The sequence below is a fragment of the Bacillus sp. GW823-FHT06A10 genome (assembly GCF_058795375.1).
Window position 1 is genome coordinate 2866152 of record NZ_JBXAHT010000001.1, and the last position, 25633, is coordinate 2891784.

At 36.9% G+C, this 25633-nt stretch carries 21 protein-coding genes; 7 read left to right on the top strand and 14 right to left on the bottom strand.

What is annotated here, in order from left to right; genetic code table 11:
* Positions 1 to 10: 10 nt before the first annotated feature.
* The 3 genes from hutU to hutP form a co-directional block, all read right to left on the bottom strand.
* A complete protein-coding gene (gene hutU / locus AC1Q8M_RS14475; protein WP_000416938.1) occupies positions 11 to 1669 on the bottom strand; it encodes a urocanate hydratase in 1659 nt (552 codons plus the stop codon).
* Between the two features lie 23 nt (positions 1670 to 1692).
* Positions 1693 to 3210 carry a histidine ammonia-lyase gene (gene hutH, locus AC1Q8M_RS14480; RefSeq protein ID WP_000631871.1) on the bottom strand — a complete coding sequence of 506 codons (1518 nt, stop codon included), beginning with the start codon at positions 3208 to 3210 and terminating at the stop codon, positions 1693 to 1695.
* A 103-nt stretch (positions 3211 to 3313) separates the two neighbouring features.
* Entirely contained in the window at positions 3314 to 3754 is a 441-nt protein-coding gene (gene hutP / locus AC1Q8M_RS14485) for a histidine utilization transcription antiterminator HutP (RefSeq protein WP_000926516.1), read from the bottom strand.
* Positions 3755 to 3950: 196 nt separating this feature from the next.
* Here hutP and AC1Q8M_RS14490 point away from each other — a divergent pair, with 196 nt between their 5' ends.
* Complete coding sequence (locus AC1Q8M_RS14490) at positions 3951 to 4898, top strand: class I SAM-dependent methyltransferase (protein WP_492334157.1); 948 nt, start codon at positions 3951 to 3953, stop codon at positions 4896 to 4898.
* Positions 4899 to 4911: 13 nt separating this feature from the next.
* On the opposite strand, the gene AC1Q8M_RS14495 is transcribed toward AC1Q8M_RS14490, so the two are convergent.
* Together AC1Q8M_RS14495 and AC1Q8M_RS14500 are read right to left on the bottom strand one after the other, a co-directional pair.
* Positions 4912 to 5484: a DJ-1/PfpI family protein gene (locus tag AC1Q8M_RS14495; protein ID WP_016512444.1), complete on the bottom strand. Its 573-nt coding sequence runs from the start codon at positions 5482 to 5484 to the stop codon at positions 4912 to 4914.
* Entirely contained in the window at positions 5481 to 6068 is a 588-nt protein-coding gene (locus AC1Q8M_RS14500; protein ID WP_140157222.1) for an AAA family ATPase, read from the bottom strand. The genes AC1Q8M_RS14495 and AC1Q8M_RS14500 overlap by 4 nt, the downstream gene beginning before the upstream one ends.
* A 245-nt stretch (positions 6069 to 6313) precedes the next feature.
* On the opposite strand from AC1Q8M_RS14500, the gene AC1Q8M_RS14505 reads away from it, so the two are divergent.
* The gene (locus AC1Q8M_RS14505) at positions 6314 to 6610 is read left to right on the top strand and encodes a hypothetical protein (RefSeq protein WP_000262400.1); all 297 of its coding nucleotides are present in this window, start codon (positions 6314 to 6316) and stop codon (positions 6608 to 6610) included.
* A gap of 103 nt (positions 6611 to 6713) precedes the next feature.
* Complete coding sequence (locus AC1Q8M_RS14510) at positions 6714 to 7154, top strand: DUF2621 domain-containing protein (RefSeq protein ID WP_000889372.1); 441 nt, start codon at positions 6714 to 6716, stop codon at positions 7152 to 7154.
* Between the two features lie 31 nt (positions 7155 to 7185).
* Here the strand turns inward: AC1Q8M_RS14510 and AC1Q8M_RS14515 are convergent, their stop codons facing one another.
* Together AC1Q8M_RS14515 and AC1Q8M_RS14520 are read right to left on the bottom strand one after the other, a co-directional pair.
* Complete coding sequence (locus tag AC1Q8M_RS14515; RefSeq protein ID WP_098360611.1) at positions 7186 to 8241, bottom strand: hypothetical protein; 1056 nt, start codon at positions 8239 to 8241, stop codon at positions 7186 to 7188.
* A 51-nt stretch (positions 8242 to 8292) separates the two neighbouring features.
* Positions 8293 to 9363 (bottom strand): hypothetical protein, encoded by a 1071-nt coding sequence (locus AC1Q8M_RS14520; protein WP_139213268.1) that lies wholly within the window; start codon positions 9361 to 9363, stop codon positions 8293 to 8295.
* Between the two features lie 283 nt (positions 9364 to 9646).
* Here AC1Q8M_RS14520 and AC1Q8M_RS14525 point away from each other — a divergent pair, with 283 nt between their 5' ends.
* Entirely contained in the window at positions 9647 to 17209 is a 7563-nt protein-coding gene (locus AC1Q8M_RS14525; protein WP_098360610.1) for a DUF7619 domain-containing protein, read from the top strand.
* A 61-nt stretch (positions 17210 to 17270) separates the two neighbouring features.
* Here AC1Q8M_RS14525 and AC1Q8M_RS14530 read toward each other — a convergent pair whose 3' ends face one another.
* The 3 genes from AC1Q8M_RS14530 to AC1Q8M_RS14540 all read right to left on the bottom strand — a co-directional run bounded on the left by AC1Q8M_RS14530 (position 17271) and on the right by AC1Q8M_RS14540 (position 18741).
* A complete protein-coding gene (locus AC1Q8M_RS14530; RefSeq protein WP_001028640.1) occupies positions 17271 to 17777 on the bottom strand; it encodes a CcdC family protein in 507 nt (168 codons plus the stop codon).
* A 90-nt stretch (positions 17778 to 17867) separates the two neighbouring features.
* Entirely contained in the window at positions 17868 to 18575 is a 708-nt protein-coding gene (ccdA, locus tag AC1Q8M_RS14535) for a cytochrome c-type biogenesis protein CcdA (RefSeq protein ID WP_001152676.1), read from the bottom strand.
* Positions 18576 to 18591: 16 nt separating this feature from the next.
* Positions 18592 to 18741: a hypothetical protein gene (locus tag AC1Q8M_RS14540; RefSeq protein WP_002152557.1), complete on the bottom strand. Its 150-nt coding sequence runs from the start codon at positions 18739 to 18741 to the stop codon at positions 18592 to 18594.
* A 322-nt stretch (positions 18742 to 19063) separates the two neighbouring features.
* Here AC1Q8M_RS14540 and AC1Q8M_RS14545 point away from each other — a divergent pair, with 322 nt between their 5' ends.
* Positions 19064 to 19972 (top strand): EamA family transporter, encoded by a 909-nt coding sequence (locus tag AC1Q8M_RS14545; protein WP_000947044.1) that lies wholly within the window; start codon positions 19064 to 19066, stop codon positions 19970 to 19972.
* 132 nt (positions 19973 to 20104) lie between these two features.
* Positions 20105 to 21250: a M20 peptidase aminoacylase family protein gene (locus AC1Q8M_RS14550; protein ID WP_000253676.1), complete on the top strand. Its 1146-nt coding sequence runs from the start codon at positions 20105 to 20107 to the stop codon at positions 21248 to 21250.
* 47 nt (positions 21251 to 21297) lie between these two features.
* On the opposite strand, the gene AC1Q8M_RS14555 is transcribed toward AC1Q8M_RS14550, so the two are convergent.
* From AC1Q8M_RS14555 to AC1Q8M_RS14565, 3 genes are all read right to left on the bottom strand, one after another.
* On the bottom strand, positions 21298 to 22242 hold the full coding sequence (locus AC1Q8M_RS14555; RefSeq protein ID WP_000482759.1) for an ABC transporter permease: 945 nt from the start codon (positions 22240 to 22242) through the stop codon (positions 21298 to 21300).
* Entirely contained in the window at positions 22235 to 23146 is a 912-nt protein-coding gene (locus tag AC1Q8M_RS14560) for an ABC transporter ATP-binding protein (protein WP_000180622.1), read from the bottom strand. Before AC1Q8M_RS14560 ends, AC1Q8M_RS14555 begins: the two co-directional genes overlap by 8 nt.
* A gap of 90 nt (positions 23147 to 23236) precedes the next feature.
* Positions 23237 to 23812, bottom strand: coding sequence for a hypothetical protein (locus AC1Q8M_RS14565; RefSeq protein ID WP_000050627.1), 576 nt, complete (start codon positions 23810 to 23812; stop codon positions 23237 to 23239).
* A gap of 169 nt (positions 23813 to 23981) precedes the next feature.
* On the opposite strand from AC1Q8M_RS14565, the gene AC1Q8M_RS14570 reads away from it, so the two are divergent.
* On the top strand, positions 23982 to 24581 hold the full coding sequence (locus AC1Q8M_RS14570) for a YgaN family protein (RefSeq protein WP_016512443.1): 600 nt from the start codon (positions 23982 to 23984) through the stop codon (positions 24579 to 24581).
* 90 nt (positions 24582 to 24671) lie between these two features.
* On the opposite strand, the gene alsR is transcribed toward AC1Q8M_RS14570, so the two are convergent.
* Positions 24672 to 25574 (bottom strand): acetoin biosynthesis transcriptional regulator AlsR, encoded by a 903-nt coding sequence (gene alsR, locus AC1Q8M_RS14575; RefSeq protein ID WP_000423235.1) that lies wholly within the window; start codon positions 25572 to 25574, stop codon positions 24672 to 24674.
* Between the last annotated feature and the right edge of the window lie 59 nt (positions 25575 to 25633).

Genomic DNA, 25633 nt, shown 5'->3' on the forward strand with positions numbered 1-25633 from the left:
TTTCTCCTCCTTATTTCATCATTGGAATGTTAACGCCTTTTTCTTTCGCAGTTTCCACAGCTAAGTCATATCCAGCATCCACGTGACGAACAACACCCATACCAGGGTCAGAAGTTAATACGCGCTCAATACGTTTTGCTGCTGCTTCTGTTCCATCTGCAACGATAACCATTCCAGCGTGAAGTGAATAACCCATACCAACGCCGCCACCGTGGTGAACAGATACCCAGCTTGCACCGTTTACACTGTTAATTAATGCATTTAAAATTGGCCAGTCTGCTACTGCATCACTACCATCTTTCATCGCTTCTGTTTCACGGTTTGGAGATGCTACTGATCCGCAATCTAAATGGTCACGACCGATTACGATTGGTGCTGATAATTCACCATTTGCCACCATTTCATTAATAATGCGACCAAATTTCGCGCGCTCACCGTAACCTAACCAACAAATACGTGATGGAAGACCTTGGAATTCAACTTGCTGACGAGCCATACGAATCCAGTTACATAAATGCTCATTATCAGCGAACTCGCGTAAAATTACTTCGTCTGTTTTATAAATATCTTCTGGATCACCAGAAAGTGCTACCCAGCGGAACGGTCCTTTTCCTTCACAGAATAATGGACGGATAAACGCTGGAACGAATCCTGGGAAATCGAAAGCATTTTTCAAACCTTCATCGAAAGCAACTTGGCGAATGTTATTTCCATAATCAAATGTAATTGCGCCTTTTTCTTGCATTGCAAGCATTGCTTCTACATGTTTTGTCATACTTTCTTTTGATAATTGTACGTAACGTTCTGGATCTTCTTCACGAAGTTTCGCTGCTTCTTCTAACGTATAACCTACTGGAATATAACCGTTTAATGGATCATGAGCTGAAGTTTGATCCGTAACTAAGTCAGGGATAATATTACGATTTACTAACTCAGGTAAAATTTCTGCTGCATTACCTAATAATCCAATTGAAATAGGCTCTTTCTTCTCTTTATACTCGTTTGCAATAGCCAATGCTTCTTCTAATGATTCTGTATACTTATCACAATATCTCTTTTCAATACGACGATCGATACTACGCTTATCTACATCAATCGCAATGACAACACCGCCATTCATCGTTACAGCAAGAGGTTGTGCACCACCCATACCACCTAAACCAGCAGTAAGTGTTAATGTACCTTTTAATGAACCGTCGAAATGTTGACGAGCTGCTTCACCAAATGTTTCATATGTTCCTTGTAAAATACCTTGTGTTCCAATGTAAATCCAGCTACCAGCTGTCATTTGTCCGTACATCATAAGACCTTTTTTCTCTAGTTCTCGGAAGTGATCCCAATTCGCCCATTTTGGTACTAAGTTTGAGTTCGCTAACAGAACGCGCGGCGCGTCTTCATGTGATTTAAAAATGGCAACTGGTTTTCCTGATTGAACAAGTAACGTTTCATCGCTTTCTAACGTTTTTAATGAATCTACGATTGCATTGTAGCTTTCCCAGTTACGAGCTGCACGGCCAATTCCGCCATATACAACTAATTCTTCTGGTTTTTCAGCTACCTCAGGATCTAAATTGTTCATTAACATTCGAAGTGCTGCTTCTTGCACCCAACCTTTCGTTTGTAACTCTGTACCTCTTGGTGCGCGAATTGTTTGTTGTACTTTTTCCATTTCAATCTCTCCCTTTTCTCATTTTATAGTGCTGCGTTTACATCTAATCTTTCTTTTATCGAATAATTCGTTTTTAACCAATGTGCAATATTTTCAATATCAGTTGAGAATATGCGGTCATTTGTAATAGAAGGTACTTGTTGACGGCCTTGATGGTAGAAGCTCTTCGTCACTGTACTCATGTTTTCAATACCACGATATTCTGCTGCTTGCATTGCACAAATCATCTCAATTGAAAGAACACGTCTTGCATTTTGAATGATCTGATGTGCATGGCGTGAAGCAATTGTTCCCATACTTACATGATCTTCTTGGTTAGCAGAAGACGGAATTGAATCTACACTCGCCGGATGTGCTAACGTTTTATTTTCAGAAACAAGTGACGCTGCAGCATACTGCATAATCATTGCACCTGACTGCAGTCCTGGTTCTGGACTTAAAAATGGTGGTAAATCATTTAATTGCGGATTTACTAAACGCTCAATACGGCGCTCCGAAATATTTGCAAGTTCCGCCATTCCTACTTTTAAGAAGTCCATCGCAAACGCAATCGGTTGACCGTGGAAGTTACCACCTGAAATTACTTTTTCCCCGCCATCAAAGATTAGCGGATTATCTGTTGCGGCATTCATTTCAATTTCTAATTTTTCTTTCACATAATTCAAAACTTGCCAAGAAGCACCGTGTACTTGCGGGATACAACGAAGTGAATAGGCATCCTGTACACGTAGTTCTCCTTGTTTTGTTGTTAACTTACTATCATGAAGAATGTCACGAATTCTGCTTGCTACATCCACTTGCTCTTTATAACCACGTGCTTTATGAACATTTTCATCAAATGCATCAATAATGCCTTGTAACCCTTCAATTGTCATCGAAGCAATTAGTTCAGCTTGATACGCCGTTGCTTCTGCTTCTATATAAGAAAGAACTCCTTGCGCTGTCATCGCCTGCGTACCATTAATTAATGCAAGACCTTCTTTCGCTTCAAGTTCAATTGGCTCAAGCCCTTCTTCTGTAAGAGCAACCATTGCATGAACGCGTTTCCCTTTATAGAACACTTCACCTTCGCCTAATAATACGAGCGCGAGATGAGATAAAGGCGCTAAATCTCCACTTGCACCAAGTGAACCTTGTTGCGGAACGACTGGATGAATTTTACGATTTACAAACTCAAGAAGCATATTTACAACAAGCGGCCTTACGCCTGATACTCCTTTAAGCATCGTGTTTGCTCGTAAAATTAACATTCCGCGCGATACTTCTTCTGGGAATGGATCGCCTATCCCACATGCATGTGACTGAATTAAATTATGCTGAAGTGCCTTTACATCATCTTTTTGGATAAGCACATCACTAAATTTTCCAAATCCAGTTGTAATACCGTAAACGACTTTTCCGTCTTCTACGATTTTCTCAACTACTTCGCGGCATTCTGCTACCTTTTGCATACTAGTTGGACAAGCTGTTACACCTTCTCCTTCAAGTAATAACCTCTTCATTTCTTCAACTGTCAATGTATGTCCTGTTAACGTAATCATCATTTTTCCTCCTTAAAAAGGCAAAAGGGGACCTTATCTTTTTAAGACAGACTTCTGTCCTAAAAAAGTAAGGCCCCCTTCTAACTAATAGACTATGGGCAAATCATATGTGATTAATTCCTAAACCAATCGCCTCATGCTCAGATCCTTTTACAGGTGCACCAATCGTTCCATAAAGCGCAACAGCAACCCATTCGCCTTCTTTTTTTCCGTCGTATGGTGTACCGCGCACAATCGCAAACCGAAGTCCTACTGTACGAAGAACGTCTGCTAACTGAATTTGACCTCTCGTCACTCCGTACAAAGCTTCCATAATTGCATGATAAAGTGCATGTGTTTCTCTGTAAACGTCTGTTTCAATAACTTGGTTGCTCTTAGCCGCTGTTTCCATTGCTGCGACAACCTTTTGCGAATTCATCGAACCCACTTTCCCCGTACAATACTTCCAACCTTTTGGAATGGATAATACAGGACTTTCATTTTCATCCGCAAGTGCCAACAGCATGGCCATACGACCAATTCGATGTGTTCCTTGAAGAAGCATGTGACTCTCTCATTTCTTTTGAATTATTTGAATATTACTTAATTTAAGAATATATGAAAACGTTTAAATCGTCAATAGTTTAAAATCATATTCAAATATTTTTTTCATCCCCATAATTTTGTGTACACAAATGATTTACACAAAATTTCCAGACGTGCTATAGTCTCACTAACAGATGCAAAGGGGCGAAATTTCAGTGACAAAACGAAAAGATATTCATTTTCGAATTGAAGAGAAATTACTTGAAAGGTTTGAATTAGCACTCCATTACGAAGGTTTAAAGAAAACAAATGTATTAACGCACGCAATTCAGCAATTTTGCACGAAAGTGGAATGCGAAAAGATGAATGATGTAAAACGCCAATACAACGTAAGTAACCATTTACAAACACGTATTAATACGCATAAACATTATGAAGAAAAACATGTGAATTTAGATGAAGTCGTCATGGATCATTTACAACTTCAAGGAGATGAAAAAATATTAGAGGTTGGGTGCGCTAACGGGAGTTTCCTTTCCCTATTACAAACTAACGGTCATACAGGACATTTAACAGGTTTGGATCAATCGAAAACGATGCTTTCTGAAGCTACAATAAAAAATAGCATAATTGAGTGGAGACTAGGTAACGCTGGTAAACTTCCTTTCGAAGCTAATTGCTACGACTGGATCGTCGCAAGACATATGTTATACCACATGAAAGACGTCGAAAAAACAATCCAAGGATTCCATAAAGTAATACGTCCTGGTGGCTCACTTTTAGCTACAACAAATTCTGACGTTACATTACCTCGTATAGTTGAAATGTGTAACCGCATGTTAGACGCATTTGATTTACCGAAAACAACATCATCAGTCACTCCATTTTGTTTAGAAAACGGTAAAGAGATATTACAATCCGTTTTTCCAACTGTTGAAGAAACAGTTATTCATAATGCGCTCGTTTTTCATCATGCTACTCCAATAGTAAACTATATTTCTAGCATGTTTCCGTCGCTAAATATACCTGATAATGCATATCTTCACGCGGAAATGAAGGAATGGCTAAAAGAAGTAGTAGAAAATGAATTGTCACTTCATAACGGTATATGGCGCGATCCGAAAACGTTAGCAATTTATCGATGTCAAAAAGAAAAAAGCTAACATTTGCTAGCTTTTACACGTTTTCTCGTAAAAGTTTCTCCATTACTACATTGCCTTTACCACCATAAAAATCTGTATTATGTTCGTCTGCCACTCCAAAATAAGAGGCAATTGCTATTCCGAATGGTACAAATGCATGCCCTTGTGCTGTAATGATATTTGAGTGTTGCACAACTTCTTTATATACGAAATTTTCTATTGGAAAACAATCGAACTTTTGATAATCTATAGTCGCAGTATAAGAAATCCCCTTAAATAAGCCCGCTTTTGCTAGCGCATACGGTCCAGCGCAAATTGCCGCCACTAATTTTTCTTGTTCATGAAATTGACGAATGATTGAAAAAAGAGATTTTGCATCTTCCAACTGTACTTCTTCTCCACCTGGAATAAGTATCCCCTCATACTCATCTACACATACTTCACTTACTTCTATATGCGGCTGCACTTGCAACCCAGTTTCACTTATAATCAATTCTTTTGTTAAGCCCGCTGTTATGATTTCATACTTCGTTTTCAGCAATGCCGTTGCTACTGTTATCTCAAACTCTGCAAATGTTGGGTATACAAATAAAAGTATTTTTTTCATAGCCCTCTCTCCTTTAACCAGTACATAAAATATACCTCTAGATCGTCCACTGTTAATCTATTCGTATCCAAATAAGTTACAGGAAATTGTTTATACCAATCTTTTTCCGTTTCTACTAATTTAAATTGCTCCTCAAATGTACTTCGTTTTCTTGTCCTATCGTTATTTTTTCTATCATATACATTCTTTTTCGTCACATCTAAATAAAAAATGGCATCTGAACGACATTCTCTTAATTTATATAATTCACCTTTCAATTCAGCTTCTATATCCCACTCTTCCCCTATAATCGTTGGATAAAAGAGTGTAAAAAACTCAATGTCTTCTGGTCCGCGATCAAAAATTACGACTGAACCTTTCACATTTTGAAACTCCTTAATTTTTGCTTCGATAAACATTTTTTGATTTATGATAAACCCTTCTTTTGAATTCATATCCAAATTTAATCGCTTTCGCTTTTCTACAATTGGATAAGGATTTTCATATATAACCGAAAGCCCACATCTCTCTAACCTTTTAGCCAATGTTGTTTTTCCGCTAGCCATCGGCCCTTGCAGTGAAATTACGTATACCATACCTCTCATTCCCTTACACTTTAGTACACCTATAATATACAGAATTTTTAAAACTCTCAACATTATATATATCATCTTGTTTCTTATTCCTATCTAACTTATAATAAAAAATAGAGATTATGACGGACGCATCAATAATGTAAGCTTGGAAATCCAAGCTTACATTATTTTTTGCTTTCCCTTTTCGAATAAAAAGAGTATACTAGATTAGAACGTATGTTCTTAATGATTACATACAGTAAGGAGATAGAACAATGGTATACGACACAAAAGCAATTTCTTGGAATGAGTCTTTAAAACAACTTCAACGCCGCTATACAAACAAACAAGTTGACCGAAAAGAATTTGAGGATATTGAACTGATGGAATTCTTCCGCGATAACGACTACATTTCTTTACCTACACATATAAGCGGCCTATCAAAAACACGTTTTACTTCTTACTCTATTTTCACAACTGAAGATAAAGATCGTAAAGTTGGCACACTTATTATTGAGTATGTTGAAGACGATAATAATAATTTATGTGTTGAACAACTATACTTCGTTTAAACTATAACGCTTGGTCAAAATGACCAAGCGTTCTTGCTTTCTATGAATCTCACTGTATATAATATGAATAAAAGAAAACCGCTATCATTAAGGGGGGATATGCTTGCTCGAAGGATGGTTCAGTTGGTTCATTGTATTATGGACGGTTATTTTATTAGGGCTTATGTCTATCGGTGGATACTTTATGTTCAGAAAATTTTTAAAACGATTACCAAAAGAAGACGGCATGTCCATTTTGGATTGGGAAGAACACTACATAAATAAAACGAGACATTTATGGGCTGACGAACAAAAACAATTGTTAGAAGAGCTTGTAAGCCCTGTTCCAGAACTATTTCGCGATGTTGCAAAATCAAAGATTGCTGGAAAAATCGGGGAACTTGCATTACAAGAAAACGCCTCTCAAATTACACAAGACTTAATTATTAAAGGATATATCATTGCCACACCAAAGCGTGATCATAAATTTTTAATAAAAAAACTACAAGAAAAAAAGATTGATTATTCTAACTATCAATCTTTACTAACAAAATACCCCTCATGAAAAAAAGATTGCTAACTTATAGCAATCTTTTTTAACTTACCGTTACAGATTTTACGGCTGTTAATCTAGCTTCTGCCAAATCTATTTGTAATCCGACCGCACTCGTATAAATCGTATCGCCTGTACCTGTAATGTTGACTTGTGTAGATGTCGTATTTGGTGCAATTGATCCTGTTGCATTTACATTTGTAATATCAAATTCAGCTCTCGCATTTGCATTTGTAGTTGTCCCCGAAAAATTCCGATCTGCAAAACTACCAATTGTATTTAAATTCCCGTTAATATCATTCACTTGCCCTCTAAAAAAGTTCCCCGATGGATTATTCGGTCCCGTTAATGTCACAGAGTTCAATTGAAAGTTATCACCTGTAAAATTTGGATCACCATTCACCGCCATTACAAAAGCTCTTGCTGTCACCGTCCCTGTAGCCGGTGTGAAAAATCCAGAAAGTATTTGTGGTGTACCTGATAATAAAAAACCTGGGAATAAACTCACATTTCTCATCGGGTATGAGGAATCACGATATACAACAATCAACGACCATCCTGCACCATAACCAACTGGCTGACGCGTAGGTAATCTTGTTAGGCTATATCTACCTGCTGCTCGATTAGGTAACCCTTGTAGTAAAGATGTAACGTCTGCCGCTCTGTTATATACATTGGCTATAAAAGGTAAATTCGTCCCTTCTGATGACCATGCCGAATTAATTGTAACTTGTGTACTCGTTCCATCAGGCGTAACTAGATTTGGAGGATTCGCATCAACAACAGCAGTTGTAACAGCCGTATCCAATCCACCTGACCAAACAAGTAATGCAAAATCCACAACCGCCGTAGCTGGAACAATAGTAGTTGACGGATTTAATTCAGCCCATGATCCATCTAATGTCCAATCATTTGTCGTACCTCCAAATGTATTTGGATCAGTTGATGAGGGTACTCCTCCAAAAGTTAAGTCAGTATTTAATGTAATAAGTGCATTGTAAGCAAAATTTGTATTTGCAGTACCACGCATTCCCATCGTATTGCCTGTGTGCATCATAAATAAGTTATCATTTTTACCGTAAGCTTGAACAAAAGCCAATAGAACTCACTCCTATTAGGATAAAAATTTTTATTAACTTTTCCTATTATTTCAACTTACAGTTACTGATTTTGTAGCTGTTAAACGTGCCTCTGCTAAATCTATTTGCAAACCAACAGCACCAGCGTAAATATAATCGAATGTATTTGGGATATTAACCGTAGTAGAAGTGGATGCAGCTGTTAATACGCCATTTGCAGGTACATTTGTCACATCAAATTCCGCACGACGGTTAGTCGCAGAAGTACCAATTGGCATATTTCTATCCCCAAAACTTCCAACTGTATCTAAATTTCCTAAATAATTATTTACCTGTGAAGCAAAAAAGTTGTTTATTAAATTATTAGGTCCTGAAAGTCCAGTACCATTTAAGTTAAATCTATCACCTGTCGCATCTGTATCACCATTAATTGCCATTGTAAATACACGAGCAGTAACCGGCGATACAGCTGGAGTGATGAAATTTGAAATCGTCGCTGTCTCACCCAATGTAGAAATAAGTAAACCAGTATATAAACTAACATTCCTGACAGGATATAAATTATCACGATACACAACAACTAATGCCCATCCTACTCCTGTCCCTTGCGCTGGTGGATTTGCCGTTGGTATTCTCTCTACAAAATAATCTCCTGTTGCTCGGTTCGAAAGTCCCTGTAAAATACTTGTTACATTTGCAGCACGTGTATAAATGGTACCTTGAAATGTGCCGCTTGATCTAGTCTCTCCCCATGTTGGAACACTCGTAATTGTATGGATAACTCCATCTGGCGTTTGAAGAGTAGGCATATTATTATTTACCACTGTCTCTGTCACAGTTGCACTCAATGTTCCTTGCCATACTAGCATTGCAAAGTCTACAGTTGCTGTTGCTGGTACATCTGTTAATGAAGGATTAAGCCTTGCCCAAGAACCATTTAATGTCCAATCATTTGTCGCTCCTGCAAAAGTTAATGGATCTGCCGAAGAAGGAACTCCTGCAAAGCTTAAACTTGTATCTCTTGTTATTAATGCATTGTACTGATAAGCCGTCGCTGTTGTAATACCACGCATACCAACTGTATTCCCTGTGTGTGCCATAAATAAAGAGTCCGTTTTCGTATATGTTTGTACAAAAGCCAATAATTCCACTTCCCTTCCATATAAAATAAATATTTATTCGCTATTTCATTTAATGCGAACAAGGAAAAAAAGTTACATTTGTATACGTAACGCAAAGAATAATTTGGGCAAAAAAAAAGCCTTTGCCTATTCCTATCCATATAAATTTGAATAGGATGCAATGACGAATTCATTTTATACTAATATTTTCACATAGTATTGTTTCTGGATGATTAAAATAATACTGTTTGTAAATATTCTATTCCTTGACCGGATTTAAATTTATACAGAAAGGACGAATCTAATGGCAATAGCAACAATAGGAAGTCGTTTAACCTATACAATCGTTGTCCAAAATACTGGAACACTTCCTGCCCAAAACGTTACATTTACAGACCCCATACCAGCTGGCACCACTTTCGTTCCAAACAGTGTAACTGTTAATGGTACTCCAACAGCTGGGGATCCCTCAGCTGGAATTCCTATCAATAATATTCCAGCTGGTGGTTCTGTTACAATTACTTTTCAAGTAGATGTAACAAGTATTCCTGCCCCACCTATCGCCAGCAACGTAGCATCATTTGGATATGAATTTCAACCTGCACCTAACGCACCCACTATCACACGTACAACAACAAGCAATATAGTTGATACAGATATTTTCACAGCTAATGTCGCATTAACAAAAGCAGTAGATAAAACAATTGCTACGATCGGTGATACGATTACGTATACAATTACTGCTACAAATGAGGCTCCATTAGCCGCTAATAATGTTATCATTACAGATACACCTCCTGCCGGCACATCGTTCGTACCGGGTAGCGTTACAGTGAATGGTACTTCTACTACAGATAATCCTGCTACGGGAATAAATGTAGGAACGATTGCTGCAAACGGGAATGCTACAATTACGTTTCAAGTTCGGGTTAATACCCTTCCTACACCAAACCCTATTCCAAATAGTGCAACTTCAAGCTTTCAATATAACCCACCAAACCAACCACCAATTAACAGAAACTCTACAAGTAATATAGTCGAAACACAAATTAATGCTCCTATCATTAATCCGGCTAAAAGTGCAAACCAACAAATTGTGAATATTGGTGACATCATTACGTATACGATCACTATACCGAATAATGGTAATATTTCAGCAACAAATGTTTCTATCACCGATCCTATCCCCACTGGCACTACTTTTATTCCAAACAGTGTTACAGTTAACGAAGCTACACAATCTGGCGTAACACCAACAAATATTCCGCTAGGTACGATTCCTGCTGGTCAAACTACAACTGTCACATTTCAAGTTCAAGTCACTTCTCTTCCGGCTAATGGAACGATTACTAATGAAGCAAATATAACATTTACATCGCAACCAAATCCATCTGAACCCCCAACAACAACTACGACCACACCACCTCCAACAGCTACTTCTGTACGAACTGCAATTGTAAACCCTACAAAAACTGCTAGTCCACAAATTGCTGATATTGGTGATATTATTACGTATACAATTACTGTACCAAATACAGGAAACATCGCTGCGACGAACGTTATTGTAACTGACCCAATTCCAAGTGGTACTACATTTATTCCGAATAGCGTCACAATTAACGGCACTTCACAACCAGGGGTAAATCCTGCTGGCGGTATACAAATCGGAACAATCGCTGCTGGTGCAAATGCTATAGTTACATTCCAAGTTCAAGTTACCTCTCTCCCAGAGAATGGCTTAATCCGAAATATCGGAACCACAACATTTACGTATCAACCCGATCCAACAAAACCACCTATTACAACAACAAACCCTACACCACCTACCACTACTCCTGTTAATACCGCTATTACAAATCCTGTTAAAACGGTGGATAAAACTGCTGTTGATATCGGTGATGTTATTACGTATACGATTACTTTTACTAATGATGGTACAATCCCTGCTACGAATGTAGTTTTTAATGACACAATTCCTGCTGGGACAACATTCATTCCGAATAGCGTAGTCTTAGATAATGCTCCCGTTCCAAATTCAAATCCAGCACTAGGAATTCCAATTGGAACAATTAATCCTGGTGAAACGAAAACACTCTCGTTCCAAGTTCTTGTTACACAAGTACCTGCTGGCGGCGTTATTACAAACGAAGCTTCAACGACATATACGTATCAGCCAGATCCAACAAGGCCTCCTGTTACAACAACTGAACCAACAGCACCTACTACAGTCGCTGTTAATACCGCTACAGTTAATCCTACAAAATCTGCTAATCGTACTTTCGTTGACATTGGTGATATTATTACGTATACAATTAGTTTACAAAATACCGGCACTGTTTCCTCAACGAATATTGTACTAACCGATCCTATCCCAAACGGGACAACATTTATTCCAAATAGCGTCACGATTGATGGTGTCTCACAACCTAACAGTAACCCTGAAAATGGTATATCAATCGGCACTTTAAATCCAAATCAGACAAAAACAATTACATTCCAAGTTCAAGTTACAAGCGTGCCACCAAATGGCCTTATAGAAAATCAGGGTATTGTATCATTTAATCATATTGTTAATCCAAATGAACCTCCTGTTACAAAGACAACCCCAACTCCTAAAACAGAAACTCAAGTTGGCACTGTTGTTACTACACCTACAAAATCTGCAGACAAACAAGTTGCTGATATAGGAGATACAATTACCTATACGGTCAATTTTACAAATAATGGGACAGTTCCAGCTACAAATGTAGTCGTTACAGACCCTACACCTAACGGGACTATTTTCGTTCCAAATAGTGTTACGATTGATGGCGTTTCGAATCCTGGTTCCGATCCAGAACTCGGAATACAACTTGGCACTATTTCTGTCGGAGAAACAAAAACAATCACCTACCAAGTTGTCGTTACAAATTTACCACCTGACGGGATAATTAGAAACCAAGCATCCTTCACTTATCAATATCAACCAAATCCGAGTGAACCTCCCGTTACAACAACTACTACCACTCCAAGTGTGAACATCCCAATTAACAATCCGAATCCGACCACTACAAAATCTGCCGATCGACAAATTGCTGATATAGGAGATACGATTACTTTTACTGTAACATTCCAAAATAGAGGAACCGTCCCCGCTACAAACGTTATTGTAAAAGATACACTTCCATCTGGTGTTTCATTCGTTCCAGGTAGCGTTGTTGTGAATGGAACATCACAAATTGGAGAAAATCCCGAAATTGGTATACCAGTTGGCACTGTAAATCCTGGTCAAAGTATTACAGTTACGTTCCAAGGTGTAGTAACTAGCATCCCGCCCGGGGGAATCATTAGAAATCAAGCAAATATAACATTCACATATGAGCCAAATCCGAATGAACCTCCTGTTACGCCAACTATTACAACTCCTGAAACAGAAACAGCAGTTAATACTGCAACACTAAATCCACAAAAAACAGCAGATCGTTCCTTTGTTGCACTGAATGATATCATTACCTATACACTCTCATTCCAAAACACCGGTACTGTCCCTGCTACGAATGTAACAGTCATGGATTCTATCCCTGCTGGTACTATATTAGTTCCAGACAGTGTTACGATTAATGATATTCCTCAACCAGGAACCAATCCATCATCAGGAATTTCACTTGGAACTTTAGCACCATCCGAACGAGCGACCATTACTTTCCAAGTACGAGTAGTAAACATCCCTGCTAGTGGAGAAATACGCAATCAAGGAAGTGTAACATTTAATTATCAACCGGATCCAAACTTACCTTCAGTCACAAAAACAGAAACGACCCCTGAAACAACGACTCCTATTCAAACTGTAGTCATAAGCCCAACTAAAACCTCAAACCTTACATTTGCAGAAATTGGTGATATCGTAACTTATACTGTCACTTTTACAAACCAAGGAACTATACCTGCTACAGGTGTAACAATTACAGACTCTTTGCCACCTGGTACAACTTTTGTTACCGATAGTGTTACAGTAAATACTATCCCTCAACCTGGTGTAAGCCCCCTTACAGGCATTTCTGTCGGTACTGTTACCTCTGGCGAAACTGTCACGGTTACGTTCCAAGTACAAATAAATGCTATTCCACCTAACGGAAAAATAGAAAATACAGCAGTTGTAACCTATATTTCTCAACCTAACCCTAGTGAACCACCTATTACAACGACAGAAACCACTCCTACTGTTACCTTACCGGTTCGTACCGCTAACCCGAATCCACAAAAAACAGTAGACCGTGAGTTTGCAAGTATTGGTGATACACTCACTTATACAATCACCCTTCAAAATTCTGGTAATATACCTGCAACTGATGTCATTATTACAGATTCTATCCCTACTGGAACTACATTTATTCCTGGAAGCATTACGATTAACGGTATTTCACAACCTGACTTGACCCCTGAAACAGGAATCCCAGTTGGCACATTAAATCCTAGACAAATAGTGACTGTCACTTTAGAAGTACAAGTAACTGCTCTACCACCAAATGGTATTATCTCAAATGAAGCAAATGTCACTTACACCTCTCAACCAGACCCTACTCTTCCGCCTATTACAACAATCACACCTACTCCAATCGCAGAAACAATTGTACAAAATGCAGAGTTAGAATCAACTAAAACAGTAGATTTATCAGTTGCTAACATTGGAGATGTACTCACGTATACAATCACTCTTGAAAATATCGGAAATATTCCTATGACAAATGTATCTGTCATTGATCCACCACCAGTAGGTACACAATTTATTATGGATTCCGTTACAGTAAATGGTATTTCACAACCAGGTATTGATCCAAGTATCGGAATACCTATCAGTACCATACAACCGAATCAAATAGTAAACATCACATTCCAAGTAACGATTACAAATATACCGCCTAACGGGGTTGTTACAAATGTTGGTTCAGTCAACTTTACATCTCAGCCTAATCCAAATGAACCTCCTATTACAGAAACAGAGACAACACCACCAGTTAATACTGAAATCATTAATAGTATTATTAATCCATCGAAAACAGCTGATCGAAACAACGTTGATATAGATGATATTATTACGTACACCGTTACCTTCCAAAACTTACAAACTGTACAACTGACAGACATCGTTTTTACAGACCCCATCCCAACAGGAACTACTTTCATTCCAAATAGCGTTACAATTAATGGTGTACCAACTAGTAATCTTGACCCAGCTCTTGGCATCCCTCTGGGCACATTAAACCCTAGTCAATCAGTTGTTTTAACATTCCAAGTTCGCGTTGTTTCCATACCACCTAACGGAATTATTGTAAATGAAGCTACTATCACCTACACATTCCAACCTAATCCTGGAGAACCACCAGTAACAGTAACTACTCCAACGCCCCCTACTACTACAAATGTCAACACAGCAACAACGAATCCTACAAAATCCGCTGATAAAGTATTTGCTTTATTAGGTGACACAATCACTTATACAATCTCCTTACAAAATACAGGAACTGTCCCTGCCACGAATGTACTTGTAACCGATCCTATTCCAGCTGGTACTACTTTCATTCCAAATAGTGTAATGATTAATGACGTGCCACAACCAGGTACCGTCCCTAGTTCTGGAATTCTTATCGGTACATTAGAACCTAACACCTCAGCCGTCGTAACTTTCCAAGTACAAGTAACATCGATACCGCCGACAGGTTTTATTGAAAATGAGGGCACCGTTTCATTCCAATATCAGCCAGATCCAAACTTACCACCTGTATCTATTACTACACCTACACCTGCTACAAAAACTCGAGTAAGTGAAGTTACCATTAACCCTAACAAGCAAGCAAACCCTCAAATAATCAATCTCGGTGATACTATCACATATACAATCACATTCCAAAATGTAGGAAATATTAATGCGACAGATGTCATTATGACAGACGCTACTCCAGCTGGAACCAATTTCGTACCGAATAGTGTTACTGTAAATGGTGTTTCTTTACCTGGTGTAAATCCAAGTAGTGGTGTAAATGTCGGAACAGTAACTCCAGGACAAATTATTACATTAATTTATCAAGTTACTGTAACAACATTGCCACCAGACGGCATTATTACAAATACAGCAACTGTCACTTACACATTCCAGCCAAACCCTAGCGAACCCCCTATTACCATTACAGATCCTACTCCAACTGTTGAAGTATCCGTTATTACACCTACACCTAACCCAAATAAACTAGCAGACAAACAAATTGTAGATATAAATGAAATCATAACGTATACCGTAACCTTCCAAAATCGTGGATCAGTCCCTGCAACTTCCGTTATCATTACCGATCCATTAGTAAATAGTCTAACATTTGTTCCAGGTACCGTTATAATAAATGGTATTCTGGATCTTGGAGCAAATCCTGTAGCGGGTATACCTGTAGGTACAGTCAATCCGAACGATACAATTACGGTTCAATTCCAAGCAAGAGTAACAAGTGTACCACCTGGTGGTATCATTCGAAATCAAGCAACTGTTACTTTCACATATGAACCAGTTCCTGGTGAACCTCCTATTACCATTACAGACCCTACTCCAATTAACACAACGAATGTAAATACAGCTATATTAAATCCACAAAAAAGAGCTACGCCGGAAACAGTTACACTAGGTGATATTATTACGTATACGATTTCACTCCAAAATACAGGTACCATTCCTGCTAATAATATTGTTGTAACTGATACAATTCCTGTCGGTACTTCGTTCATTGAAGATAGTGTTACTATTAACAATGTGCCGCAACCAACCGCAAATCCGTCCACAGGCATTCCTATTTCAACACTTGCTCCTTCTGAATCCGCAACGATTTCTTTCCGCGTCCTAGTTACTTCAATTCCACCAAGCGGAGAAATTCAAAACCAAGGTAACGTTTCCTTCCAGTATCAACCTGATCCTACTAAGCCACCTGTATCCGTTACTACACCTACTCCTGCTACAATTACCCCTGTAAACGTTGGGACTATCAATCCGATAAAAACCGCTGATAAATCCATCGTTTCAGTAGGTGATACGATTACATTTACTATCACATTCCAAAATGAAGGTACGATTCCTGTCACTGACATTTCTGTTACTGACTCACTTCCTGTCGGCACATCATTCATTCCAAATAGTGTCACAATTAATAACATTCCCGTTCCAAACGCAAATCCATCCACAGGCATTTCAGTCGGAACTCTTAATCCAACAGAATCCGTAACTATTTCATTCCAAGCACAGGTTGTTACACTTCCAGCTAATAGAATAATTACAAATATCGCGTCCATTACGTATACTTCTCAACCTGATCCTACTAGACCACCTATCACAACAACGACAACAACACCACCAATTACGATAGAAGTAAACCCTAATGAGCCAAACACATTTATTAAGACCGCAAATGTAAATCGTGTAGAACTCGGTGACTTCATCACATATACACTTACCTTTACTAACAATGGCGCTACTCCTTCAAATAATGTACTCATTACTGATTCACTGCCTCCCGAAGTTACTTTCTATCCGAATTCAGTAACAGTAAACGGAGTAATACGTCCTGGAACTAACCCAACTATCGGTATTATTATTGGAACTGTTAATCCAGGTGAATCCGTTGTTGTTAGGTTTATCGTTCAAGTAACAGCAGAGCCACGAGACGGTCTCATTCGCAATACCGCTCGCATTCGCTATACACTACGACCTGACCCTACTAAACCACCAATTTCCGTTGACGAAACTTCAGACCCAAACATCATTACGTTTATCGGTCCATTCGTATCACCAAATTTAAATTGTTTTTTTGATGGCACACGGTTTATACGCCGAGGCTGGGACAGTGAGTGTTAGCACTATAAATAAAAAGACAGCGCCTTTAACGCTGTCTTTTTATTTGGTACATATACAGTTTTTAAGTTAGCTTCATATCTTTTTCATTATAAAAACCATCTTCTTTTTCCATTTCCTTTTGTAATTTCGTAAAGGAACGATACATTGCAATTCTCCATGACACAATCATCGCAAACGCAAGTAAGAAGAACATGCCACTAAGTTGTCCTAAATCAAGAGATTGACTTAAGTATGTTTTAAATACAATCCGCACTACAAGTAATCCAATTAATATGAAAACAAAGGCTTTTGAACGCTTCAAATAAATCTCTTGTCCTCTAATTTCAAATTTAGATGTTTTAATAAGAAAAATAGAGAAAATCAAACCGACACCAATTGCTTCTAACATTTCTGCTGGAGTTAATCGAAATTCAGGAAAAACATACATCAATGCGCCCGTACTCATAAAAAATGGTGGAAGTATAATTTTTTTCAATGTTGCAGGTTTCTTAGCTGCTTTTAAACGAATAAACATCGCACCGACAGCCATACAAACAGCAACGATACTGGATAAAACAACTATGTTCATATTTTCTCATCCTTTTTTGTGGCTATATGCAAAATATACTTTCATTATATGCTTTTCCGTTAGTATTTCCAACATTTTCGCAGAATAATACTAAAAACCGGTAAAACCACCAAATAAACTTGAGAAATATACGATAATTTTCGTCATCCAGTTAAAGTATAGGAAGACACCCATAACAATCATAATGTATCCTCCGACTTTCATGAAGGCCATACTATTTCTTTTAATCCAAGACATTTTCGTAATAAAGAATGACAGTACGAAAAACGGGATTGCAAATCCAAGTATGTAAGCAATCATGTATATCATTGCTGATTCTGGATTTGTTGCTGCTAATCCAATTACGGACACTAGAATTGGTCCGGTACATGGCGTCCACCCTGCTGCAAAAGCTAATCCAATTAGTACTGATCCAAAATAGCCACTTGGACGATTTTTAAATGTAAATTTACGGTCTTGCATTAAAAATTTCGGCTTAAACACTCCGACAATAATTAAACCGAACACGATGATAAAGATACCACCTAACTGTCTGATTAAATCTTTATAGTCAGTAAAGATTCCTCCAATAAAACTTGTACCAAATCCAATTGCAATAAATATAATTGAAAATCCAAGTAAGAAAAACGCTGTATGTATCATACTTCTTTTGCGAAGCATTGCATTTTCTTCTTTCAATTCAGAAACCGACATACCTGTTATGTACGATAAAAATGCCGGATAAAGCGGTAAGCAACATGGGGAAATAAATGATAAGAACCCGGCGCCAAACGCTAAAAAAATACTAATATCTTGCATCATTCCACTCCTCTCCCTAAATATTGTAACAAAAACACATAAAAATACTATGAACAATTCGTGAAATCACTTTTACAACGTGGCAATAAGAAAAAACATATTTTCTCACAGTTTCTAATAAAACGTTTTCATTTCCTTCTATTATATAGAAAAAACTCAAATGCATTATGAAACTCCTTTAATTGTTATTAACATAACAAAGGTAACATAGTTTCTCAAATAATTAGCACGCTACTAGTACGCCTATTTACATATTTGTTTAAAAATTATTTTTTTCAAATGCTGTCTCTATACAATGCAAAGTTGATTTTATAATACTTCTACTATTAATAATTTCAAGATTATGCATAAATATCATACTTTTATTATTATTCTATAAAATGTCATACTTTTCTTTCATTTGACCCTTTATTTCTAATTTTGTATACTTCCCTCTAGTTATATATTTTCGATACGGAACAACTTCATATAGATGGGAGGAATTTTTCATGCTTCGTTATTCTCTTTTAGTTTTATTAGGAGCGTGTAGTTATGGAATTTTAGCTATTTTTGTTAAGCTTGCATATGCAGAAGGATTTTCACTTGGAGAGGTAATTGGCAGCCAATATTTGTTCGGTTGGATTATTTTGCTTGCTATTACACTTCTATTTTCTAGACATCGCGTTCCTTTAAAGCAAGCATTACTTTTATTCGTTGCAGGAACATCTGCAAGTTTTACCGGAATTTTTTATTATGCTTCATTAAAAACTGTACCAGCTTCTATTGCAATTATTCTTTTATTCCAATTCGTTTGGGTCGGAATTATCATTGAAGCAGTCGCAACAAAAACTTTACCTTCAAGAGAAAAAGTTATTTCTGTTATTTTCTTACTTGTAGGGACATTTTTATCCAGTGGTTTACTAGAACAATCAGCAGGTGCTTTCGATACGACTGGAATCATTTTAGGTTTATTATCTGCTGTTACATTCGCAACATACATTTTCGTGAGCGGAAAAGTTGCTGTTGAAGTACCTTCATTACCGCGCGGTGTTCTCTTAATGACTGGTGCTTTAACTTTAGTCATGATTGTATTCCCACCAACATTTATTTTTAATGGTGCCATTTCTCAAGGTCTTTGGAAATACGGTTTAGGATTAGGAACATTTAGTATCGTCATTCCATCTATTGCCTTTACAATCGGGATTCCAAAAATCGGTTCTGGCTTAGCGACTATTCTTGGTGCAGCGGAACTACCAGTTACAACAATTATGTCCGTATTCGTTTTAAAAGAGGCTGTACTATCTTCACAATGGTTCGGTGTATCACTTATATTAATTGGGATTGCAATCCCGCAAATTGCATACGCAATGCGTGGACGTTATCGTAAACATCCTACGCATAAAAAAGTCGCAGCATAAAGTGAAACTTTAATTAGTTGAACCAATCGGGCTTTTATGGGATAAACGAGAGAGGATTTTCATTTGAGAATCCTCTCTTTTATTGTTGTATACTTATGGTAAATATTTTGCTGAAGAAAGAAGGCATACTACATGGTATCTATTTCAAATCAACTAAAAGAAAAACTTATTTCCATCCGTCGACATTTACATGAGTATCCAGAACTATCATATGAAGAGTTCGAAACAACAAAAGCAATAAAAAATTGGTTAGAAGAAAAAAATATTACTATCATTGATTCCAATTTAGAAACAGGAATTATCGCTGAAGTGTCTGGTAATAAAAACGGACCAATTGTAGCAGTTCGTGCTGATATTGATGCCCTTCCTATTCAAGAAGAAACACATTTGTCCTATGCATCTAAAGTACGAGGGAAAATGCATGCTTGTGGACACGATTTTCATACAGCTGCTATTTTAGGTACTGCTTTCTTATTAAAAGAAAGAGAATCTTCCCTAAATGGAACGGTTCGCTTCATATTCCAACCAGCTGAAGAAAGTAGTAATGGCGCTTGCAAAGTTATTGATGCTGGACATTTACGTAATGTGCAAGCGATTTTCGGCATGCATAATAAACCTGATTTACCAGTAGGTACAATTGGCATTAAAGATGGTCCACTGATGGCTGGAGTTGATCGATTTGAAATTGAAATTCACGGAGTTGGTACACACGCGGCTGTACCAGATGCTGGCGTAGATCCTATTGTCGCATCCTCTCAAATTGTGATGGCACTGCAAACAATTGTAAGCCGAAATATAAGTTCATCTCATAATGCGGTTGTTAGTGTTACAAATATTCATGCAGGAAATACGTGGAACGTGATTCCTGAAAAAGCTACGTTAGAAGGAACGATTCGCACGTTCCAAGCTGAAACACGTGAAAAGATTCCAGCACTCATGGAGCGTATTATTAAAGGTGTATCTGATGCATTAGGTGTAAAAACGAAATTCCGTTTTTATTCAGGTCCTCCTGCTGTTCACAACGATAAAGCTCTTACAGACTTATCTACTCAAGTTGCCACAAAGATGAATCTTAATATCATCTCGCCTAGTCCGTCAATGGCTGGAGAAGATTTCTCATTTTACCAACAGGAAATACCAGGTTCATTCGTCTTTATGGGAACGAGCGGTACACATGAATGGCATCATCCTGCTTTTACAATTAATGAAGAGGCACTGCCTATAAGTGCAGAATACTTTGCTTTACTAGCCGAAAGAGCACTTAAACAATTCTCATAAAAAAAGCCGTTCAAAGTGCATCTCAGCACCCTGAACGGCTTTTCTTATTAAGTTAAATCACGTTTTAAAAACACAGTATATGAAATACATAAAAATACGAACAAATAAAGTAGTAACATACATGATGCAAACGGGAATGTTACTCCATCAATAAAACTTCCATTCTTTGAAATACTATATAAATCTGTGTTTGCTGGCAATAAATATTTCGCCCAGTTATATCTAGTGGCTGCTAATAACGCAATATTGCCTGATAAAGCAAGGAATAGTGAAATACCAATTGCACCTCCACTAGATCTCGTTAACACAGAAATCATAAATGCAAACGATGCATACACAACCGTTGGTAACCACGATAAAACATAATATTTACTTGCTTCCACAAAAATATTTTGTTTTATTATATTTCCATCTTGGAAAATAAACTCACTCCATGCAGGCTGTTGGAATTTATAAATAACAAGTCCACATAAAGCGGAGAAAATCATATTAAATATAAACAATAAAGCTGCAAATATAACGATTGCTAAAAACTTTGCTGTTAAAATTTTAAATCGACTCGCCGGACGGATTGTTAAAAATTTATATGTTCCCCAGCTATATTCATTCGCAAAAATTGTACTTGCATACACGAGGATAAATGGGAGCAAAATTGGAAATACGATAAAACCTGTATCTCTCATGAAAGAAAGTGGAGAACTGCTTGCCGGTGCTGTATCTGTATCTAAATGCTTCATCTTAAGCTGGTATTCTTTTACAAGCTCATCCCCTGATTTTTCTGCTAAAATAGCTTCTTTTTTCATGCCAAGCTTTTTCTCAATTTCTACAGTACGTTCTGTATAATCTACTTTCCATCCTTTTGTTTCCGGTTCAAAATACTTTACCGTAACCCACCCTAATCCGATTATTAATACTGCAATAACCGCAAATGGAATAATCGTTCGCTTCCGCTTAAATATTTTATACAGTTCGTTATATACTAAATTAAACAATATCTTTTCCCCCTGTTAATTCTAAAAATTGCTCTTCTAACGTTTTTCTTTCTTCATATACACGATACACTTGAATATTTTTCTCAAGCAATGTACGAATAACATTTGGGATTTCTTCATCTTTTACATTAATAAGTAATTCATTATCTTTTACTAAAACATCATGCCCTAATATTTCCGCTGCTTTATTCGCATCATCTACACGTATACGGATCGTCTCCATCTCTTCGCTTTGGCTATGCTGAATATTTTGCGTAGCCACATATTCCCCGTGCTGAATAATGATAACTCTGTCACACATTAATTCAACTTCTGAAAGTAAGTGACTTGATACAAGTACAGCTTTTCCTTGTTCATGTGCAATTTTTTTTATGTACATTCTCATTTCATGTATTCCACTAGGGTCTAATCCATTTGTCGGTTCATCTAGTATCAACACGTCTGGATCGTGAATAAGCGCCTGAGCGATTCCTAAACGTTGTCTCATGCCGAGTGAATACGCTTTTACTTTGCGATCAATTACTTGTCCCATCCCTAACAATTTCACTACTTCATCAATACGTTCTTCGGTCACATTACCATTCATTCGTCCGAAATATGTTAAATTTTCATACCCGCTCAAAAAAGGATAAAATTCGGGTGTCTCAATTACCGCCCCAATTTTCGCAGCGGTTTTTTCAAATTGCTGTTTCACAGATTGACCATCAATCCATACTTCACCTTCTGTCATACGGATCATACCAACCATCATTCTCATTAAAGTCGTTTTTCCAGCACCGTTTGGTCCGAGTAAACCGACAACCTCGCCTTTTTTCACTTCAAAACTAATATTTTGTACAAGTGTCTTTGAGCCGATTCGCTTCGTTAACCGATCGACTTTTACAATTGATTGTTCATTTGTCATTCTATACAACCTTTCCTTCCTATTCTTTGTCAGGTCTTTTCACTGTAACATGATTATTTTTATGTGTAAAATTGAAAAAAGCATGATTTCTCATGCCCTTTCTTTTAATCGCAACGAATTTTCATCTTTTAAACTTCGAACAAATCGATAACATTGCATCATCGTTATTAAAACGACAGTCATCATAATTATACTAATAATTACAACTGCATATATTGTAATTGGCGCACTATTTACTCCTTGTATCCCTGCGATTTTCATAAAGATAACCGTAAATAATTTTAAAAATAACATCCCATTAACTAATCCAAAAACAAACGCTGCTCCATAAATGAATAATTGCTCCTGACATAATAAACATAGTACTTCTTTTCTTTTTATATTTTCTGCTACATAAGATGTAAACTCCTCTCTCCTCACTAGCAAAAGGGAGTACATCATTTTATATGTAGTAAAAATACATATGAAAATTAGTACAATAAACAGTGTGTAAAAATACATTTGAAATACAAATGCATCCCCTACTTTCAAAATAGCTCCTTCATTAAATTGTAACGATATCATAAAAAACAAAATCATAGTACTCATAGCAATCCACATAAATTGCTTCATCCTTTTGGTAGCAAATGTTCTAATATTTTTTCTCGCTAACCGACATAAAGACATAAAATTCTTCCCCTACCTTATTACATACGCATTCTATACTACTAGTGTATAAAAATATGACATTTTAAACATCGCACTACAATCGGAATTTCTTCTAAGTCTTTAGTCCTAGAAAACGAAATGATAAAAAATCACATTTAGAATATAATTGTAAAAAGGAGGAGATTGCATGCGTATAAAATTACTATCAATCTTGTGTTTATTATTACTCACAAGTTGTAGCCAAATAAAAAACAATGAAGTTGCCGTTGTTGAGCCATACAAATTAACAAAAGAGCAAGCTTCTATTTTACAAATGACTCCTTTTCAAGAAGGAAATAGCATGTTTTATAACGTTACTCTTAAAAATGATAAAGATGAAATAAATGCTACAATTGATTATTATAACAATGGTAAAAAAACAAAAGAAATTGCTAATATAGCTACCTCACATTTTTCAAAAAAGAAAGTAAAGCTTTCTTTTTTACCACCACATTTCCAATTCGATAAAGATATACAAGAAAAAAGGCAGTGGTATCTGAATATTGAAGGTGGTTCAACACTTGTTCCTGAAGAAGCGCCACCAAGCGTAAATAGCTCTGCAACTACTACAATCCAATCTATAAAAAATTTAAAATACAATCAAAAAACAACTTTAGCTGCTGTAATCCAAACCAGTAAAGAAACTGTAAGCATTCCTACCATTGATGAAGAAACAGGTATTGATCTACTCTTAAAAGAAAATGAACACGTTTATCTATTTAGTATCGAGCTAAAAAAAGAACAATAAAGCGGAAATGCAACTTAAGTTGCATTTCCGCTTTATTGTTTAATAAGGTGTACTTTTATGAATTTGAATTAAATCCATATTCTGTTACTACTATTGCTCATCTTCTACTTCTATTCTTTTCTTCTCTCTTGCAATTTTTAAAAACTCTAGTAGCTCTGGATTACTATTCATTTTTTTGTAAGCCACTGACATTTCTGCAACAAAATTAGAATCATATAACTCTTTATATACAACTTCTGTTTTATATAACTTATTTGCCGACACGGGTATTACTGTAATTCCAATCCCTGCTGCTACAAGCCCCATAACTGTTTGATACTCTGTTGCTTCTTGTACAATACGCGGACTAAATCCAACTTCTCTGCAAAGAGATAAAATTGTATCATACAAAGCTGGCCATACTGGTCTCGTAATAAATACAAACGGCTCATCTCGTAAATCTTCTATATGTATTTCATCTTTCTCTGCAAGTGGATGTGCCTTTGGTAAACATAAGGTGCAAGATAACCTTTGAATTGGCTCTAATTCTAATAATTGTGTTGGAATTGGTGGACGTAAAAAGCCAATATCGATACGGTTATCATGAAGTGCATGAACTTGATCTGGTGTTGACAATTCATGTAATGCAACAGACACTCTCGGAAATTTTTTTCTATATTCCCTAACAATTGATGGTAAAATATCATATATCGCCGCACCTACAAAACCAATTGAAAGTGATCCTACTTCTCCCCTTTGCGCACTTTGTGCAACTTCTACTGCTTTTTCAATTTGTTCAAACGCCTTTTTTACTTCTTTTAAAAACATTTCTCCTGCTTCTGTTAGTTCAACCTTTCTTTTCGTTCTTGAAAATAATGTAACTCCCATTTCTTTTTCTAATTGCTGTATTTGTTGACTAAGTGGTGGTTGTGTCATTTGTAAACGAGCAGCCGCCCGTCCAAAGTGTAACTCTTCTGCCACAACAACAAAATATTGCAAATGCCGTAATTCCATTTTTGGACACCCTTTTCACTTTCGATTAATATGTCTAATATATTAATAACATATAATTT

What these genes read in the sequence shown, in the direction of transcription:
- AC1Q8M_RS14550 (WP_000253676.1), top strand. Translation starts at nt 20,105, where the DNA reads ATGGTATCTATTTCAAATCAACTAAAAGAAAAACTTATTTCCATCCGT.
- AC1Q8M_RS14560 (WP_000180622.1), bottom strand. Translation starts at nt 23,146, where the DNA reads ATGACAAATGAACAATCAATTGTAAAAGTCGATCGGTTAACGAAGCGA.
- alsR (WP_000423235.1), bottom strand. Translation starts at nt 25,574, where the DNA reads ATGGAATTACGGCATTTGCAATATTTTGTTGTTGTGGCAGAAGAGTTA.
- AC1Q8M_RS14570 (WP_016512443.1), top strand. Translation starts at nt 23,982, where the DNA reads ATGCGTATAAAATTACTATCAATCTTGTGTTTATTATTACTCACAAGT.
- hutU (WP_000416938.1), bottom strand. Translation starts at nt 1,669, where the DNA reads ATGGAAAAAGTACAACAAACAATTCGCGCACCAAGAGGTACAGAGTTA.
- AC1Q8M_RS14545 (WP_000947044.1), top strand. Translation starts at nt 19,064, where the DNA reads ATGCTTCGTTATTCTCTTTTAGTTTTATTAGGAGCGTGTAGTTATGGA.
- AC1Q8M_RS14540 (WP_002152557.1), bottom strand. Translation starts at nt 18,741, where the DNA reads ATGCATTTGAGTTTTTTCTATATAATAGAAGGAAATGAAAACGTTTTA.
- AC1Q8M_RS14495 (WP_016512444.1), bottom strand. Translation starts at nt 5,484, where the DNA reads ATGAAAAAAATACTTTTATTTGTATACCCAACATTTGCAGAGTTTGAG.
- hutP (WP_000926516.1), bottom strand. Translation starts at nt 3,754, where the DNA reads ATGCTTCTTCAAGGAACACATCGAATTGGTCGTATGGCCATGCTGTTG.
- AC1Q8M_RS14505 (WP_000262400.1), top strand. Translation starts at nt 6,314, where the DNA reads ATGGTATACGACACAAAAGCAATTTCTTGGAATGAGTCTTTAAAACAA.
- ccdA (WP_001152676.1), bottom strand. Translation starts at nt 18,575, where the DNA reads ATGCAAGATATTAGTATTTTTTTAGCGTTTGGCGCCGGGTTCTTATCA.
- AC1Q8M_RS14565 (WP_000050627.1), bottom strand. Translation starts at nt 23,812, where the DNA reads ATGTCTTTATGTCGGTTAGCGAGAAAAAATATTAGAACATTTGCTACC.
- AC1Q8M_RS14500 (WP_140157222.1), bottom strand. Translation starts at nt 6,068, where the DNA reads ATGAGAGGTATGGTATACGTAATTTCACTGCAAGGGCCGATGGCTAGC.
- AC1Q8M_RS14525 (WP_098360610.1), top strand. Translation starts at nt 9,647, where the DNA reads ATGGCAATAGCAACAATAGGAAGTCGTTTAACCTATACAATCGTTGTC.
- hutH (WP_000631871.1), bottom strand. Translation starts at nt 3,210, where the DNA reads ATGATTACGTTAACAGGACATACATTGACAGTTGAAGAAATGAAGAGG.
- AC1Q8M_RS14530 (WP_001028640.1), bottom strand. Translation starts at nt 17,777, where the DNA reads ATGAACATAGTTGTTTTATCCAGTATCGTTGCTGTTTGTATGGCTGTC.